Annotated in this window: 14 protein-coding genes; 4 read left to right on the top strand and 10 right to left on the bottom strand. The window is 62.9% G+C overall.

Annotation, left to right across the window (positions count from 1 at the left end; translation table 11 throughout):
- Window positions 1–41: 41 nt before the first annotated feature.
- From hemH to X735_RS157565, 5 genes are all read right to left on the bottom strand, one after another.
- Window positions 42–1,106: a ferrochelatase gene (hemH, locus tag X735_RS157545; RefSeq protein ID WP_023810064.1), complete on the bottom strand. Its 1,065-nt coding sequence runs from the start codon at window positions 1,104–1,106 to the stop codon at window positions 42–44.
- Between the two features lie 236 nt (window positions 1,107–1,342).
- The gene (locus X735_RS157550) at window positions 1,343–3,370 is read right to left on the bottom strand and encodes a bifunctional metallophosphatase/5'-nucleotidase (RefSeq protein WP_023810063.1); all 2,028 of its coding nucleotides are present in this window, start codon (window positions 3,368–3,370) and stop codon (window positions 1,343–1,345) included.
- Between the two features lie 187 nt (window positions 3,371–3,557).
- Window positions 3,558–3,938 (bottom strand): hypothetical protein, encoded by a 381-nt coding sequence (locus X735_RS157555; RefSeq protein ID WP_031212818.1) that lies wholly within the window; start codon window positions 3,936–3,938, stop codon window positions 3,558–3,560.
- Between the two features lie 85 nt (window positions 3,939–4,023).
- A complete protein-coding gene (locus tag X735_RS157560) occupies window positions 4,024–5,469 on the bottom strand; it encodes a homospermidine synthase (protein WP_023810061.1) in 1,446 nt (481 codons plus the stop codon).
- A gap of 219 nt (window positions 5,470–5,688) precedes the next feature.
- On the bottom strand, window positions 5,689–6,720 hold the full coding sequence (locus X735_RS157565; RefSeq protein WP_164892874.1) for a substrate-binding domain-containing protein: 1,032 nt from the start codon (window positions 6,718–6,720) through the stop codon (window positions 5,689–5,691).
- A gap of 213 nt (window positions 6,721–6,933) precedes the next feature.
- On the opposite strand from X735_RS157565, the gene X735_RS157570 reads away from it, so the two are divergent.
- Both X735_RS157570 and X735_RS157575 read left to right on the top strand, forming a co-directional pair.
- Window positions 6,934–7,263: a hypothetical protein gene (locus X735_RS157570; protein ID WP_023810059.1), complete on the top strand. Its 330-nt coding sequence runs from the start codon at window positions 6,934–6,936 to the stop codon at window positions 7,261–7,263.
- A gap of 95 nt (window positions 7,264–7,358) precedes the next feature.
- Window positions 7,359–7,802 carry a hypothetical protein gene (locus tag X735_RS157575; protein WP_031212814.1) on the top strand — a complete coding sequence of 148 codons (444 nt, stop codon included), beginning with the start codon at window positions 7,359–7,361 and terminating at the stop codon, window positions 7,800–7,802.
- On the opposite strand, the gene X735_RS157580 is transcribed toward X735_RS157575, so the two are convergent.
- From X735_RS157580 to X735_RS157600, 5 genes are all read right to left on the bottom strand, one after another.
- Window positions 7,799–8,719 (bottom strand): DUF3445 domain-containing protein, encoded by a 921-nt coding sequence (locus X735_RS157580; protein ID WP_023810057.1) that lies wholly within the window; start codon window positions 8,717–8,719, stop codon window positions 7,799–7,801. The genes X735_RS157575 and X735_RS157580 overlap by 4 nt on opposite strands.
- Window positions 8,720–8,722: 3 nt before the next feature.
- Entirely contained in the window at window positions 8,723–9,385 is a 663-nt protein-coding gene (locus X735_RS157585; RefSeq protein ID WP_023810056.1) for an aminotransferase class IV family protein, read from the bottom strand.
- Window positions 9,334–10,479 carry an aminodeoxychorismate synthase component I gene (locus X735_RS157590; protein ID WP_023810055.1) on the bottom strand — a complete coding sequence of 382 codons (1,146 nt, stop codon included), beginning with the start codon at window positions 10,477–10,479 and terminating at the stop codon, window positions 9,334–9,336. The genes X735_RS157585 and X735_RS157590 overlap by 52 nt, the downstream gene beginning before the upstream one ends.
- Before the next feature lie 181 nt (window positions 10,480–10,660).
- Window positions 10,661–11,428, bottom strand: a complete 768-nt coding sequence (locus tag X735_RS157595; RefSeq protein ID WP_023810054.1) for an NADH dehydrogenase — start codon at window positions 11,426–11,428, stop codon at window positions 10,661–10,663.
- 361 nt (window positions 11,429–11,789) lie between these two features.
- Window positions 11,790–13,622, bottom strand: coding sequence for a M3 family oligoendopeptidase (locus tag X735_RS157600; RefSeq protein WP_023810053.1), 1,833 nt, complete (start codon window positions 13,620–13,622; stop codon window positions 11,790–11,792).
- A 175-nt stretch (window positions 13,623–13,797) separates the two neighbouring features.
- Between X735_RS157600 and X735_RS157605 the strand changes: the two genes are divergently transcribed.
- Window positions 13,798–15,333, top strand: a complete 1,536-nt coding sequence (locus X735_RS157605; protein WP_023810052.1) for a sigma-54 dependent transcriptional regulator — start codon at window positions 13,798–13,800, stop codon at window positions 15,331–15,333.
- Between the two features lie 409 nt (window positions 15,334–15,742).
- Window positions 15,743–17,566, top strand: coding sequence for a DUF882 domain-containing protein (locus X735_RS157610; RefSeq protein WP_023810051.1), 1,824 nt, complete (start codon window positions 15,743–15,745; stop codon window positions 17,564–17,566).
- Window positions 17,567–17,712 lie beyond the last annotated feature (146 nt).

The following is a 17,712-nucleotide window of genomic DNA, read 5'->3' as shown; positions in this document are numbered from 1 at the left end:
GAGGGCGCGCCTTAACGCCTCGGAGCAGGCGTTGTTCCGGTTCAGACCCAGCCGGACAGTTCGCGCCGCACCATCGCCTCGATCACCGCCATCCCTTCCGCGCTATCGTTGAGGCAAGGGATATGGGCGAAATTCTTGCCGCCGGCATGGTGGAAGGTTTCGGCCGCCTCGCGGCCGATCTCGTCCAGCGTCTCGATGCAGTCGACGGAAAAGCCGGGATTGACGATGGCGATCGACTTGACGCCGTCCTGCGCGAGTTTCTCGACCGTCTTGTCGGTATAGGGCTGCAGCCATTCCTGCGCCCCGAAGCGCGACTGGAAGGTGATGATCAGTTTCTTGTCATCCCAGCCAAGCCGTTCGCGCAGCAGCCGCGTCGTCTTCTGGCAATGGCAATGATAGGGGTCGCCCTTCTCGAAATAGGGTTTTGGAATGCCGTGATAGGAGGTGATGACCACCTCCGGCTCGAAGTCCAGCGTCGCCAGATGCCGTTCAATCGAGCGCGCCAGCGCTTCGATGTAGACCGGTTCGTCATAGTAGGGCGGCACGCTGCGGACGGCCGGTGCGCGGCGCATTTTCATCAGCGCGCGAAACAGCTGGTCGTTGGCTGTTGCCGTGGTCGTCGCTGAATATTGCGGATAGAGCGGGAAGGAAAGAATGCGGTCGCAGCCCTGGTCGACCAGACGCTGGGCAATGCTGGCGGTTGAAGGGTTGCCGTAGCGCATCGCCCAGTCGACGACGACATCAGGCAGGTCGCTCAGCGCTTCGGCCAGCTTTTCGGCCTGGGCGCGGGTATAGGTGCGCAGCGGCGACTCGTTCTTTTCCCGGTTCCAGATCCGTGCGTAGTTGGCGCCCGACTTCTTGGGCCGCGTGGTGAGCACAAGGCCATAGAGGATCGGATACCAGATTGCCCTGTTGAGCTCGATGACGCGCGGGTCGGACAGGAATTCACGGAGATACCGCCACATCGGCTTGAAATCGGTGCCGTCGGGCGTACCCAGATTGACCAGCATGACGCCTATCCTGCCCGCCTTGACCGGCGGATGCCCAGCGGGCAACGGGCCGAGCGCCTTTGCGGCCTTGGGTTCGGCAGGGGTGGGAAGCGTCATAAGGGTTCTCCGGAAGACGCGAACCTAACCATCTTGCGCGCGCATTCAATGCAGCGTCTGGCCGCACCTTAAAGCGGATTGTCTGAATGGATTCAGACGACCCGCTTTAAGTCTTTGTTTTTATGCATGTCGTTCTCCCAAAACCGAGTTCACTTTTGGGCGATATGCATTAGCCCGAAAACAGGACGCCCGTCCGGTTTTCGGACGGACGGTGTCATTCAGGCATATAAGCGAGGCTATTTCGGCGGGATGGTCAGCGTTGCGCCGACCGGAAGCCGGCGCGGCTCATAGCCCTTGTTGGCGCCCGAAATGACCTTCCACCTGGCGCCGTCGCCATAAGCTTTCTTTGCCAGATCCCAGTAGGTGTCGCCGGCAACGATGACATGGCTGGCTTCGGTCGGCGCGGCCTCAGCAGGCTTTGCCGGCTCGGCGGCGGGAGCCGGTGCCGCCGGGGCGGGGGCTGCTTCAGCCGGTTTTGCCGCCTCGGCTGGTGGCGCTGGCGGGGCTGGTGCTCCTTCCGTCGATATGGCCGGGGGCGTGTTGGCGATGTCGCCCGAGTTGGCCGGCAATTCAGGCATTGCAGGTGCCGCTTCAGCAGGCTTGGCGGCTTCAGCCGGATCGGTTGCCGGGGCCGCAGGCGCCGCAGCGACGGTCGCGGCCATTTCGGTGATGCGGCCGTCGAGCTTCGGCGTGTAGGGTCGGTGGGCACCGAGATAGTCGGCAACCACCTGTTCGAGGCCGGGGCCGTAATCGTAGGCATTCTTGGCCTTGTCGGCGAAGATCTTGTAGCCGTCGCCGCCCTGGCGGACATAGTTGTTGGTTGCGACCAGATAGTCCTTGTCCGGCTTGATCGGCGTCCAGGCGCCGCCTTCCATGACTTCCACCGACTTGACGCGGCCGGCATTGGGCGCGACGGATTTGTCGAAGGAATATTTCAGGCCGGCGACCTGGGGGAAGCGCCCGGCGCCGTCCTCGAGCTGGCTGAGGCCGCCCTCGAGGCCGGCCACCAGATCCTTGCCCGAAATCTGGAAGGTCGCCAGCGTGTTCTGGAACGGCAGCACGGCCAGCACCTCGCCCATGGTGACGGTGCCCTTGTCGATCGAGGCGCGCAGGCCGCCGCCATTGGAGATGACGATTTCGACGCCCTGTCCCTTGACGCGGTCGAGGACGGCGTCGGAAACGAGGTTGCCCATCGCGCATTCTCGGGTGCGGCAGCTCTCACGACTGCCGTCGATGACGTCGGTGGTTTCCGCCACTTCCTTGTTCTTCAGCGCCTCGATCGGCGCGCCAAGTTCCTTGATGCGGGCGAGCACGGCCGGGTCGTGGGTGATCGACTTGTCGAGATAGATCGGGTCGCCGCTGGCCGATTTGACGACGCCATTGTCGTCGAACACCACCTTGAACTCGCCGAGATATTTCGAGTAGGACGCCGCCTGCACCACCGGCACCTTGTAGCCGTCCGGATTGTCGACCATCGTCGGGTAGGGGCCTTCGGCCTTCGGATCGGTGTTCGACAGCAGGGAATGGCTGTGGCCGCCGACGACGACATCGATGCCCGGGATCTTGGCAATGACGTCGCGTTCGCGCCTGTAGCCGATATGGGTCACGGCGATGATCTTGTTGACGCCTTCGCCCTTGAGCTTCTCGACCTCGGCGGTGATCGACCTGACGTCGTCCTCTATAGTGACGTTGGGTCCGGGGGAAGCGAGGTCCGGCGTGTCGTTGGTGATCGCGCCGATGATGCCGATCTTCTGGCCGCCGACCTCGACGACAACAGACGGCTTGATGCGGTCGCCGAGCTTGGATTGCGCGTTGGCCTTCACATTGGCGCCGAGCACCGGGAACTTGATCATGTCGAGGAACGGCGCCAGGGCCACTTCGCCGTCGTCGAATTCATGGTTGCCGAGCGCCATGGCATCGAACTTCATGTCGTTGAGGAATTCGCCTTCGACCTTGCCCTTGTAAGTGGAGTAGAACAGTGAGCCCTGGAAATTGTCGCCTGCGCTGAGCAGCAGCACGTTCTGGCCTTCCAGCTTCTTGCGCTCCTGGGCGATCGCGGTGATCAGCCGGCCCGCGCCACCGATGCACTCGCCCTTGGTTTCCTCGTCCGCCGAGCAGGTCGATTCATATTTGTTGTTGCCTTCGATGCGGCTGTGCCAGTCGTTGATATGCAGGATGTTCAGCGTGTAGTCGGCAAAGGACGCGCCGGCCGACAGACCGAGTGCTGAGGCTGACAGGGCTGCAATGGCGGCAAGCTTCTTCATCTTCGTCTCCCGGAAAGCTGATCGGAGGCCATTAGCGCTCTTGCTTGACTGGAACATAACAGCCGGCGCTTCGGCCATGTTCCCATCGCGTTCGGGATGACGCAAGCGGAATCCGGGACCCTTTGCCGGCATAAAAAAGGACGGCGGCCAACTGGCCGCCGTCCTTGGAAAACGAATGGTCGTGGGTTCAGACGCGCCTTGTCAGCACGAAATTCTGACCGCTGGAGCTGGTGCAGTTGAGCTGGCTTGTCGACACCATCAGGCAGTTGAAGCTGACCGCGGTCTGGCGGATCAGCGAGGTGCCGCTGATCTGCACCGATGTGGCGCCTGTCATCGTATAGCTGCCGTCGGCAAGCTTCTGGCCGGTGTCGGTGGCGACCGTCGTGAAGGTACCGCCGGCGAAGGTCGACAGGCCGGTGCCTTTGGCGTCGATCCAGGAGCCCTCGACGCCTTTCGGCGCCGCCGCCATGGGCGGCTCATCGGGACCGCTGGTCGCACAAGCAGCAAGCCCGGCCAAGGCTGCCGCCGCTACGCTCATCGAAAGAACTTTGCGCGCAATGTTGTTCATATGAAAATCCTCTCCTCAGTCCGCATCCCTTCAATCGCCCGATTTCCGGGCGATTGCAAGGCAGTGAGGCAGGTAGGCGGTGCTGCTATCGCACAAGGATGTTGCGGAACTGCCACGGGTCGTTCCGGTCGAGGTCTTCCGGGAACAGGCCGGGACGGTTATCGAGCGGCGTCCAGTCGGTGTAGTAGCCCTTGACCGGTCCGAGATATTGGGACTGCACTTCCAGGCACCGCCTGTAGTCCATCTCGTCGGCTTCGACGATGCCGGCCTCGGGGTTTTCCAGCGCCCAGACCATGCCCGAGAGCACCGCCGAGGTGACCTGCATGCCGGTGGCGTTCTGGTAGGGCGCCAGCTTGCGCGCCTCGGCGAGCGACAGCTGCGAGCCGTACCAATAGGCATTCTTGTCGTGGCCGTAGAGCAGCACGCCGAGTTCGTCGACGCCGTCGATCAACTCGTTCTCGTCGAGCACATGATGCACCGGCTGAGGCTTACCGGCGGCGCCGAACATCTCGTCAAGCGACAGCATCGCGTCGTTGCAGGGATGGTAGGCATAGTGGCAGGTCGGGCGGTAATGCACCTTGCCCTTCTTCGAACGCACGGTGAAGAAATCGGCGATCGAGATCGCCTCATTGTGCGTCACCAGCAGGCCGTATTGCGCGCCGGGCGTCGGACACCACGAGCGCACGCGCGTATTGGCGCCCGGCTGCTCCAGATAGATGGCTGCCTTGGAGCCATGCTTGTGCTTCTTGGCGTTCTTCGGCATCCATGTCTCGTGCGTGCCCCAGCCAAGTTCCGCGGGCTGCAGGCCCTCGGAGATGAAGCCTTCTACCGACCAAGTGTTCCAGAACACATTCATCGGCTTCGGCTTCTTGGTGCGCTGGGTGTCGCGTTCGGCGATGTGGATGCCCTTGACGCCGGCCTTCTTCATCAGCTTGGCCCAGCCCTCGCGGTCGTCCTGCGCGGGCTCCGAGAATTCCAGGCCAAGATCGGTGGCGAGATTGACCAACGCCTGCTTGACGAACCACGAGACCATGCCTGGATTGGCGCCGCAGGTGGAGACCGCCGTGGCGCCGCCGGGCTTGTCGTGCTTTTCCTTGAGCAGCGACTCGCGCAGCGCGTAATTGGTGCGGCTGGCGTTGTCCGCCTTGGCGTCGAAATAGAAGCCGAGCCACGGCTCGACGACGGTGTCGATGTAGAGCACACCGAGCTTGCGGCAGAGCCGCATCAGATCCACCGAGCCGGTATCGACCGACAGGTTGATGCAAAAGCCCTGGCCGCCGCCATTGGTCAGAAGCGGGGTCAAGAGCTTCTTGTAGTTCTTCTCGGTCACCGCTTCCTGGACGAAGGCGATGCCGCGCTCGTCGAGCAGCTTGCGGTCGGTGTCGCGCGGGTCGATGACCGTCATGCGCGACTTGTCGAACTTGAAATGGCGTTCGATCAGCGGCAGCGTTCCCCGGCCGATCGAGCCGAAGCCGATCATCACGACAGGGCCGCTGATCTCACCGTAAACGGGCCAGTTTTCATTCGCCATTTTATCGAGCACTCCTTCAAAACCCAGGAAACTGGGAAAACACGCGCAAAACCGGGAATTTCTGCCCGGCGGCCATGCGCTACATCACAGATCATTGTCACAAACCAGCGAAAAGCGCCAACCAGCGGCTACGCTGCGTTGGCTACGTGGTTAAGGCCGAAACCGTGGATGAGTGGCTCTATCCGAGCCTGAGCTTGCCCATTCGCCAAGCGCACCGGTTTAACGGATTTTTGCCCTCGGCGCGGCTGTGGACGCCCGAACCACCAGTTCCACGGGCAGAACGACTTGGCGGGGCGGTTGATTGTCAAGAACCATGCGGGCGGCGAGCCTGCCTTTTCCGATCACGTCTTGCGCGACAGTCGTCAACGGAGGCGTGGTGCGTGCGGATTCGGCAGTGCCATCGAAGCCGATAACCGACACATGGCGCGGCACCTCTATGCCACGACGAACCGCCTCGTCGAGTATTGTGATCGCTTGCCAATCCGACATGGTCAGGATTGCGGTTGCTTCGGGCACATTGTCGAATACCACCGCCCCAGCAGATGGATCGCCCGGCGTCGTCTCGATGATCGGAACATCGTCGATCGACAAGTTCGCCTCCGCCAAACCCTGTTTGAAACCGTCGAGCCTTTCGTCGTCGAGTGAGAAGCCGGCTAGAAGCGGGCGCTCTGCCTGTCCGGGCATGTGCACGATCGGAGGGCCTGGAGTCCTCCGTATGGAAAGGATGGCAAAATGCCGGTGCCCTAACCCGGTCAGATGCCGGACGGCGGCGACCGCGCCACTTCTGCCGTCGATCTTTATCGAATTGATGTCGGGACCTGCGTCATTTTCGAGAATGACGAAGGGCAGGCGCCGTCGTTGTGCCGATGTTATGAGACCGATGTCCCCGCTGTGACCAAGGATGAAGCCGTCAACGAGGGCCTCGCGGATGCTGGCGAAGCGGGTATTGTCGGTGCCGTTTACAAGGCTGAGCGTCGTTCCGGCCTCGTCGCAGGCGAGCGAAACGCCCAGCACCAACTCGCGGCCATAGGGGCTTCTCATCACCTCGGCGATGGCGTAGGCGCCAGGTGGCATGAACCCGATGGCATTGAACTTGCCATCCCGCAGCAATCGTCCTTTCGGGTCGGGGCCGCCAAATCCGAGCGCTCTCGCGGCCGCTTCAACACGTTGGCGCAATTCAGGCCTGACCAGTTCCGGCCGGTTGAAGACGTTGGAAACAGTGCCCCGGGAGACACCGGCAGCCTTGCCCACATCGGCTAGCGTTGGCATTGTGATTCACCCATTTCCCTTCAGTTAGACCATTTTTTGGAGCGCTCCAAGAATTTCGTTGACTCGAAAGTGAAAAAGGGGGATCGTATCACTTGGAGCGCTCCAAATAAACATATCTGCTATATTTCGCGTCTGAAACAACGGAGATTGTCAAAAGGCTTGGTCACAGCGGCGGCCATGCCCAAGGAGAGAGTCATGGCAGAAACCAATGTTTTTCCAGCCTCGCTTGTCGGTAAGTCTTTCGACTGCGTTTTCGGCCCGTTCGTACCCCGGCTGACGTTTTTCTCGCCGGAGGAATTGCATGTGCAGGCGTCGATCGGTGCCACCGAAATTGACGAGATGGTCAAGATCGACATGACCAGCGTACGCCCGAACCTCGTTCTCATGAGCTGGACGGAGCAGAGCGGCAACTTCATCGTGCAGTTGCAGGATCATGAAAACGGGATCGTCCATAATTATGCGCGTCTGGCCGATGGGCAGCTCTTCTGTGCCCAAGGTGCCATTCAATCCGTTGCGGTGGCGTGACACTGCCGCGTCTTGGCCCGGCCGACCGCGTGCGGCCGGACTCCGATCTGCTGAAGTGCCTGTCATCGATTTCCCTAATGGAGGAGGAAAGTGCGATGGAACTCGCTTACGACAGTCATCTGCTTGCCCGAATTCTGTTGAGCGTCGCGACCGTGGGCTACGGTGTGGTGACGATCAAAGCCGACCTCAACGCCACCCACGCCACCAATCCGCTGTGGACCCCGCACGCCCGGTTTCACGTCGTTTGGCAGGTGCTGAGCTACACCGGAGTTGCGCTGATTGCGCTGGGGCTTATCTGGATCGAGGGGCCACTCGAAGCCGAGCGGCTCTATCTCGCAGGGGGATTGGGCGTCGCTATGTACGGAGCGTTCTTCGTGGCAATGCTCTCACGACCGATTTATGGCGGCGTGCTCTACGACGAGAACGGCTATCTGCCATTCCGACCGCCGTTCGGACCGGCGGGTTGGCGGTGGGATGTCAACGTCACCGTCTTTAGCGCGATGTCCGCGATCCTGCTGCTGGGCCTAGCCGCGATTTAGGACAGCGCCAGCGCCCCGAGCCGGTCGACTAGCCGATCGCGGTCTGATGTCAGGCCCTTGTAGTCGAGATGCGCGAGATCGAGCGCCTTGAGCTGGGCGGCGAAAGACGCCGCGAGCTTCGCCCGATCAGGGTGCCTGGCCAGCACGGCGAGCGGGTCGAGATGGATGCGGATGGTGAACAGGATATCGCGTGAAACAGGCAGTTTGCGCAGGGTTTGCCGCTCGACGCGGATGAAGGCATGGGCGTCGATGTCGCCATCGGGAAAGCGCGACCGCCGATTTGTAGCGCGGTCGATGCGCTGCAGGTCGGAAAGCGGATGGTAGAGCGCGTTATCGGACTGGATCGACCAGTTGTAGCGCTCGACGGCCTGCCCCTGGAGGCCATCGAACATCCGGTTGATGAGTTCCGCCGGACGCGTGCCCGGGCCGAAACCCGGCACCGGCGCGTGGATGTCGTGCAGCGGCTTGCCGAATTTTTCCAGGAGCGACCAGGACGAGGGAAAGCACAGCGAGCCGGCAACGAGACGCCAGCCATTGTCGCCGCGGCGCATCAGGATCAGGTCCTCCTGGATGAGCTGTGAGGCCTTGGCCAGCGGAGCCTCGGCGAGGGAAGCAGGCAGACGGCGCGCCGCGCCCACCACCTCGACGCCTGATCCGATGCACCGATAGATTTCTGGAAACCTGTCCAACAGATGCGCACTGAGCAAGTCGAGCACCTCCTGCTGAGCGTCCCGCGTGCCGTCCTCCTCGACAAAAACCCGCTCGGGGATTTCGGCATAGAGCCGGTACTTCTCGGCGAGATACGGCAGCAGATGGTCGTCGATCTCGATCCAGTCCGCCGGATCGAGCGGCTTCAGCCCGATGCTGAAGAGTTTCGACGAGCCGTCATAGGGCGTGTGGGTGGGCAAAGAGGTCATGCTTCAGATCAGTCTCGCAGGGATTAGTCCGCGCAGCGAATTGCCGACAAAAAGTGCTTTGGCCGACTTCAGGTCGCTGTAGCTGTAGACGGCTTCACGGGCGCGGCCTTCATCCAGAAGCTGCGCGCGCAATACACCAGGCAGCAGGCCGCAGTCGAGCCGGGGTGTGGCCAGCACGCCGTCGCCGAGATCGGCAAAGACATTGGTGATCGTGCCTTCACAGATCTCGCCGCGCTCGTTGGCCATAAGCACCTCGTCGGTCTGGGTGACGAGATATTCGGCGCGGGCATGCGTGTAGAGCTGTCGTCGGCTGGTCTTGTGGCGCAGCAGCGTGTCGTGCGAATCGAGCCTCGTCCGCGCCAGCCGCAGCGTCCAGACCTTGTCGGCGGCGAGCGGTTCATAAGGCTGCGCCGAGGCCGCCACCTTACCATCATGCGACAGGACGAGCCGCGTGCGCATGGCAACGCCGGAACCGCTGACCGCGCTGCTCAGCGCCTCGCCGACCGTGCCTGGATCACAGCGGAAGCCGAGCTCAGCCGCCGAGCCGTAGAGGCGCGCAAGATGGCGATCGAAGCGCAGGAAGCCCGGGCGGGGTTCCCAGCGCATGGTCTCGATCAACTGAAAGTCGGCGGTGTTCCCGTCGCGAAGCGCGCTTTCAGCAGACACTCCTGATACTCCTCCTGCGCCGTCGAATCGAAGACGACGCCGCCTCCGACATTGTAGACGGCCTCGCCGCCCGAAAAGAGCGAGATGGTGCGGATCGCCACGGAAAAGCGCATCGGGCCGCCGGGCGCGATCCAGCCTATGGCGCCGCAATAGGCATCGCGGGGCGTGCCTTCCAGATCGCGCAGGATCTCCATGGCACGGATCTTAGGCGCGCCGGTAATCGAACCGCAAGGAAACAGCGCCGCGAAGATCTGGCGGATAGAGAGACCCGGCAGCAGTCTGGCCCTGACGTCGCTTACCATCTGGTGCACGGTCGGGTAGGTCTCGATGCGGAACAGCGCCGGCACGTCCAGCGTGCCCACCTCGCTGATCAGCGAGATATCGTTGCGCAGGAGATCGACGATCATCCGGTTTTCGGCCTGGTTCTTCTCGTCATTGCGCAGGAAGATCTTCTGCCGTTCGTCCTCGGCTTTGGTGGCGCCGCGCGGCGCCGTTCCCTTCATCGGATGCGTCTCGATCATGCCCTCGGCGTCGATCTCGAAGAACAGTTCAGGCGAGCGCGACAGCACGATGGGTTCACCGAGCGCGATCAGCGCGCCGTATTTCACCGGCTGACGTTCAGTCAATGCATTGAAGGCGGCCAGCGGCTCGCCCGACCACTGCGCATGCACGGGAAAGGTCAAATTGCCCTGGTAGCAATCACCTTGCCGGATGTGCTGGTGCAGCCGCGAGAAGCGTTTTTCATAATCCTCGGGCGACCACGTCGCACGGGCGTCGAAGATCGGGCCGTTGGTCGCCGTGGTGTTGCGCGGCGGCACCGCCTCTTCGACCGGGGCATCGAAAACCCCAAGGCACACGAGTGGGGAGCGGCGTCCGTTAGGCAGCAGGGGAACGAGCTTGGGTTCGAGCAGGTAGCCCGCCTCATACGAGAAATAGCCGGCAAGCCATTTGCCTGCATCATGCGCGGCTTGTGCTGCTTCCAGAGCCGGCCCGAAATCCCCTGCTTCGTGCGCCACGATGATATCGGCCGGCCGGTCGAAAACGAGCTGGCGCGCGCTTTTGTCATTGCGAAAAATTGCGGCGGGCAGGGACATGGGCACCGAATGCTGCGGTCAATGAAGCCATCAACCGCTCTATATGGGGTGCCGCCCGCGCGCAATCGAGGGAACGGCACGCTGCCTCTTAAAGCCGACCTTAGGGCCAACTCAGGAACCAAGAGCAAACGGCGGCGCCGATATGGCGCCGCCGCTTGCAATCTTCAATATTCGCCAGCGATCAGCTGTTGCCGGTGGTTCCGGCTGTTGGAAACTGCTTGGCGAATTCCTTCTCGTTGCCGGCGGCGAGCAGCTTGGCCTGCTCGATCCAGCGTTCGCGCGCGATGCGGCCGTCGAAATTCATGACGTCCTCGATCCGTTTGATATCGGCCGCGGTCCAGGACGCGATCTGGGCGAAGTTGGTGACGCCTTGCGCCTTGAGCAGCTTCTCGTTGACCGGACCGATACCGATCAGCCGGCGCAGATTGTCGGGCTTGCCGGATGCTGGACCGGCTGCTGGCTTGGCTGCTGGTTTGGCTGTTGCAGGCTTGCTCGTTGCGGATTTGGCTGGAGCCGAGGTTTTGGTGACGGCGGGTTTCGCCGCCGGCTTGGCAGAGACCGCCTTGGCAGAGACCGGCTTGGCAGAGACCGCTTTCGCAGCGGCGGCCGGTTTAGCCGGCGCGGGCTTTGTGGCGGCGGATTTGGCCGGCGCGGGGGTCGACATCAGGGCCGCCGGCGCCTGGCTTGCCGGCTTTGCCGCGCTGCTTCCGGCGGCAGGTGCGGCCGGCGCGTCGCGCAGCCGGCGCTCGAGGTCGGCGCGGGTCTTGCCGCATGCATCGAGTTCGCCGGTCAGGCGGTCGCTGTCGGTGCGCAGCCTGTCGCGTTCGCTGCGTGTACGGTCGAGGTCGCCGCGCAAGCTGTCGAGTTCACCGCGCAGGCGCCCCCAAAGGAACCAACCGACCAACACGCCTATCAGGAACGCCAGGACCACGTAGAAAAAAGTGCCCATTGTCTCTCTCCAGTCAGATCCGTCTGCCGTGGGTCATGACCTTCGGCGAAGGACTACTCTTGGTGGTTCCGCGGTAAGCAGAACAGCCGGCTTCGGTTCGAGCTGCGGCGATCGGCTTTGCTTGCCCATGGCCAACGGCCGTTGTCGCGTTCGCCTGAGCGCCACGGCCGGCTGAGATTTCTCCTCGCCGATCCGCATGCGCTCCGGCTGAGCTTGGAGCGAAGGCTATCATAGAGCTTGTGGAAAGCTATCGGAAAACTTCGGTGGAGAGTACTTCAAGAACAGATATTTAGGGTGATAGTAGAGCTGTCCCAACATGCATTCCGGCTAAACTGTTAGAGCGATGCCTGAGGGACGCGTTTCAAGCGTCGAGCGCTTCCAGCTCGTCGATCAGGCCGCTGATGACGCCAAGTCCGATCTGCCAGAAGGCGGGATCGGTTGCGTCGAGCCCGAAGGGTGCCAGAAGCTCGGAATGATGCTTGGTGCCGCCCGCGCGCAGCATTTCGAAATACTTGTCCTGAAAGCCGCGCTCGGCGTTCTGGTAGACGGCGTAGAGCGAGTTCACCAGGCAGTCCCCGAAAGCATAGGCATAGACATAAAAGGGCGAATGGATGAAGTGCGGGATGTAGGTCCAGAACACCTCGTAGCCTTCGCGCAGTTTGATAGCGGGACCCAGACTTTCGGCCTGCACTTCGAGCCAGAACTGACCGAGCCTGTCGGAGGTCAGTTCGCCGTTCTTGCGTTCGGCATGCACCTTGCGCTCGAATTCATAGAAGGCGATCTGGCGTACGACCGTGTTGATCATGTCCTCGACCTTCTGGGCGAGCATGGCCTTTCGCTCGCGCCGGTCGGTGGTCTGGTCGAGCAGCGAGCGGAAGGTCAGCATCTCGCCGAAGACCGATGCCGTCTCGGCCAGCGTCAGCGGCGTCGAGGCCATCAGTGCGCCCTGGCCGCCGGCCAGCACCTGATGCACCCCATGGCCAAGCTCGTGCGCCAGCGTCATCACATCGCGCGGCTTGCCCATGTAGTTGAGCAGGACATAGGGATGCGCCGACGGCACGGTCGGATGCGCGAAGGCGCCAGGCGACTTGCCGGGCCGCACCGGCGCGTCGATCCAGTTGCGGTCGAAGAAGGTTCGTGCGATCTCGGCCATGTCGGGCGAAAAGCGCTGATAGGCGGACAGCACCGTGTTCCTGGCCTCGTCCCAGCCGATGATCGCCTGGGGCGTATCCGGCAACGGCGCGTTGCGGTCCCAGTGGTTCATCACCTCCATGCCCAGCCAGCGCGCCTTCATCGCGTAATAGCGGTGCGACAGGCGCGGATAGGCATCGCGAACGGCGGAAGCAAGGGCGTCCACCACGCTGCGCTCGACGCGGTTTGCGAGATGGCGTGAATCGGCGATGTCCTCGAAGCCGCGCCAGCGGTCGGATATTTCCTTGTCCTTGGCCAGCGTGTTGGTGATCAGCGTGAAGGTGCGCAAATTTTTGCGGAAGGTCGTGGCCAGCGCCTCGGACGCCCGGCGGCGCACCTCGCCGTCGGCATCCTGCAAGCGGTTCAGCGCCGGCTCCAGCGTCAGGTCCTCGCCGTCGATGTCGAAGCGAAGGTCGGTCATCGTCTCGTCGAACAGGCGGTTCCAGGCGCCGCGCCCAGTGATCGACTTTTCGTGGAAGAGCTGCTCGACGCGGTCCTCGAGCTGGTAAGGCTTGTCCTTGCGCAGATCGAGCACCCATGGCCGGTAGTGACCGAAGGCGGGGTCGCCGGCGAGCGCGCCTTCGATCGACGCATCGTCTATCAGGTTGAGTTCGAGCGCGAAGAACAGAAGGTGCGCGCTGGCGTCGGTCATCTTCTCCTGGACGTCGCCATAGAGCTTGGCGCGCTGGGGATCAGCGGTGTTTCCGGCATAAACCAGTCCCGCATAGGAGACGATGCGGCCGATCAGTTCCTCCAGCGCCTCGTAGGCGACAAGCGCCTCGCCCAGCCTGCCGGCGCTGCCGCGCTCGGCCTCGGCGGCCAGTGTGCCCTTCCAGCGGTTCTCGAAGCTGGTCGCATCAGTCGCGGCCCTGGCGATGTCGCGCTTCAGTTCTGGCGCGTCCATGCCGGCATAGAGGTCGGCAAGGTTCCATTCCGGCAGGTCGCCCAGCTCGGCCGCGCCCTGACCGGACGCCGGCGCCGTCAGCCGCCGTGCGGAAACCATGTGCCCAGAATCCTTATGCATTGCCGACACCTTCCGTGGCCAAGGTTCGAGGGGAAACGAGAAGCCGGTCAAATCCTAAGGAATTCATTCACCGGGTTTTTTGAAACCTTATTTAGAACCCTGTGCCAAGATGGTCCACAGGGCAGAATTCCTCGGGCGGGCAGTCATACCAGTCATGACAGGTTCCATACTCATAGTCGATGACGATCCGGTGCAACGCCGGCTGCTCGAAGCGGCGGTGACGCGGTTCGGCTACAGCGCAATCGTCGTCGACGGCGGCGCGGCCGCTCTCGATATCCTCGATGGACCCGGCGCCCGCGAGGTGTCGGTGGTCATCCTCGATCTGGTCATGCCCGGTCTCGACGGTATCGGCGTGCTGAAGGCGATGCGCGAGCGCGACATCCACGTGCCGGCCATCGTGCAGACCGCGCAGGGCGGCATCGAGACCGTGGTTTCGGCGATGCGTCACGGTGCCTTCGATTTCGTCGTCAAGCCGGCGTCTCCCGACAGGCTGCAGGCGTCGATCGGCAATGCGCTCAAGGTCGAGGCCGTCGAGGGCGAGGTCAAGCGCACGTCGCGCCGGCGCGGCGGCCTCCTGACCTTCAAGGACATGATCACGCACAGCCCGGCCATGGACAGGGTGATCCGCCTTGGCCAGAAAGCGGCGGCATCCAACATCCCGATCCTGATCGAGGGCGAGTCCGGCGTCGGCAAGGAATTGGTGGCGCGCGCCATCCAGGGCAGTGGCGACCGCCGTTCGAAACCCTTCGTCACGGTCAATTGCGGCGCCATCCCCGACAATCTGGTCGAATCGATCCTGTTCGGCCATGAGAAGGGCTCGTTCACCGGCGCCACCGACAAGCACACGGGCAAGTTCGTCGAAGCGCATTCGGGCACACTGTTCCTCGACGAGATCGGCGACCTGCCGCTCGACGTGCAGGTCAAGCTGTTGCGCGCGGTCCAGGACGGCGAGGTCGACCCGGTCGGCGGACGCTCGACCGTCAGGGTCGACATAAGGCTGATTTCGGCCACGCACCGCAACCTCCTGCAGCAGGTCAAGGACGGCAAGTTCCGCGAGGATTTGTTCTATCGGCTGAACGTCTACCCGATCTTCGTGCCGCCGCTGCGCGACCGCCGCGACGACATCCCCTATCTGGTCACCCATTTCATGGAGAAGGTGGCGCCGGCCGACCCGCACCGTCGCCTGCAGGGTATTTCGGCGGCAGCGCTCGCCGTGCTGCAGGCCTATGACTGGCCTGGAAACATCCGGCAGCTCGAAAATGCCGTCTTCAGGGCCTCGGTGCTTTGCGAAGGCGATGTGCTTTCCGCCGAGGACTTCCCGCAGATACGGGCGCAAGTGGAAGGCACCGTCAACCTGGATATGGACGGCGATGCGCCGGCGCCCTCCCAGTCTTTGCAGGAGCGCGATGACGAAGCCTTGCCCGGCGAGGGCGGCCCAGCAATCGCGTTCGATCCGCCGGCAAGGCTGCAGCCTCGCTTCGGCATGTTGCGGGCGCTCGACGAGCGCGGCAATGTGCGGGCACTGGCCGATGTCGAACTCGAGATGATCAAGCTTGCCATCGATCACTACAACGGACAGATGAGCGAAGTCGCCCGCCGGCTCGGCATCGGCCGCTCGACGCTCTATCGCAAGCTCAAGGAACACGGCATCGATCCGGAGACAGGCCGCGTCGACCGACTCGCCTCGTAAGGACGAGGCCAGACTGAGCTTCGGCCCGGAATCCGGCCTTGCCATAAGGCCGGCGCCAGCTTGCAATGCCACAACAGCCCCTGTATCGCCGTTTCAGCGGGATTGTGGCTGTCCCATGGACAGCTCTGTTCACGCATTAAGGCTAACGGTAACAGATTGTGTTCGGGCCGAAGGCGGAAATCTGATCTAAACCAGCGGTTTACCAAGAAACCTTGTGAACAATTTTTGACGGGATATCGCCACGGTGTTACCGCATTTCGGCTTCAATAAGCGATGATTAACCATTAGGATCGATATTCGGGTGTGCTAATGCCACATCCGTTTGGACAAATCCGGGGACAAACGGCAGCCTGCAAGGCCTTTTGATTTGAACAGAATCGAACGACACACAAACAGGCGGCACCATCATTTGAGCGTCTGGCCGAAGTGGCTGGCAGTGTTGGTTGTCGCTTTTGGTTTTGTTGCCGCGGCTGCGAGCGGAGCTAGCGCCGAAACACGGTCGCTGAAGCTGTATCATCTCCACACCCATGAGAAGGCCGAGATCGTCTACAAGCGCAACGGCCGCTACGTTCCCGAGGGTCTCAGGAAGATCAACATCATTTTGCGCGACTGGCGTCGCAACGAGCCGACCAAGATGGATCCGCGCCTGCTGGATCTGGTCTGGGAAGCGTATCGGGAAGCCGGCGCCACGGACTACATCCAGGTCATCTGCGGCTATCGCTCGCCGTCGACCAACTCGATGCTGCGCGGCCGCAGCAGGGGCGTCGCCGAGAAGAGCCAGCACATGCTCGGCAAGGCGATGGATTTTTACATCCCCGGCGTGCCGCTGAAGAAGCTGCGTAACATCGGTCTCAAGATGCAGGGCGGCGGCGTCGGCTACTATCCGTCATCCGGTTCGCCGTTCGTCCACATGGATGTCGGCAATGTGCGCCATTGGCCGGGTATCAGCCGGCAGGAACTGGTCAGCCTGTTCCCCAATGGCAAGACGCTGCATGTGCCGAGCGACGGCAGGCCGCTGCCCGGCTTCGAGCAGGCGCTCGCCTCCTACAAGGCGCGCAAGGGTTCAGGCTCGCCGGCTATCGAGATGGCCAGCGCCGGTGGCAGCGGCAAGAAGTCAGGCGGGTTCCTGTCGGCATTCTTCGGCGGCGGCGACGACGAGGCCGAAGACAGCGCCGATGTCCAGACCGCTTCGGCCGCCCCCCCGCCCAAGGCGAGAAACCTGAAGCCGGCAGCAGCAGCCAAGACCAACAACCTCCCGGGTATCGCCATCGTGGCGCCGGAGAATGCGCGGCGCGCCGAGATTCCGCAGGTGACCGAGCAGCAGGCTCCGGAGCCTGAAGAGGACACGCCGGAGACGATCATCGCGGCATTGCCGGCCCGAAGCATTCCGCTGCCGGATTTCGCACCGCGGCCGAAAGCCGATGTCGGCGCTCAGCAGCCTGAGAACGTTCCTTTTGCGATGGCGGAGGCGACAGCCACCACCGAGCAGGCCGTGGCGACCGCGCATGCGCCGGCGAGCGTTCCTTTCGGCTTGGCCGATGCAACGGCTTCGGCTAATCCGGCCCAGATCGCGGTCAACAACATACCGTTGCCGACATGGCGTCCCGACAATTCGCTGCCGGCCGCTCTGGCTGCGCCGCCCAGCAAGGATGTGCTGATGGCGCTGGCCGAGACGGCTGATCAAGGCAAGACCGCGACCGATGCGTTCTCGGTGCTGCCGACGGCGCGGCCCGAGATGGCCAGGCCGGATGCGGTCAAGGCCGTGCTCGACGAGGCCAATGCACAGGTCGGTGCGGCCGATTACCAGCTTGCTTCCTTGTCCGGATCCGAGCCGCGTTCGGCGTTCAACGATCCGGGCACCAACGCCGCATCGCCGCGCGATGCTGTCGTTGCCCGTCCGGCCGGTTCCGATCCGGCCGCCGCGATCGGCGCCGGCGTCAAGACGACCCGCAAGGAATCGAGAGCCACCGCCCGCGACCTGAAGCCAGGCCCCAAGGCCATGGTGGTTGCAGCCGCACCGCAGGCCGCCCGCTGGGCGCTGACCAGCGGCGAGCATGTCGCCACCGTTTCAAGCGCGACGACGGCGCCGGGTTACGCCTACAGCATCGTGCACACGCCGCCGAGCGAGGTCTACACGGCCGGCTTCCAGCCGAGCAGCCAGGTGGCCGATGCCAATCGCTTCACCGGCAACGCCGTCAAGTTCATGTCGGTGGCCCGCTTCCAGACCAAGTGACGGCAAATCAATCGACAAAGCCGCGCCGGGCAACCAGCGCGGCTTTTTGTTGTTCAGCGAACCGGGCCAGCCCGCACGGTCACGCGCGGCTGAACTTCTCGTGAAGCCGGAACGGTCGGCCTATTCCCCGGGTTAATGTAGGTTCG

The organism is Mesorhizobium sp. L2C084A000, assembly GCF_000502875.1.
Taxonomy (GTDB): domain Bacteria; phylum Pseudomonadota; class Alphaproteobacteria; order Rhizobiales; family Rhizobiaceae; genus Mesorhizobium.
Note: the sequence above shows the minus strand (reverse complement) of the source record. Positions and strands in the feature narration are given on the sequence as shown.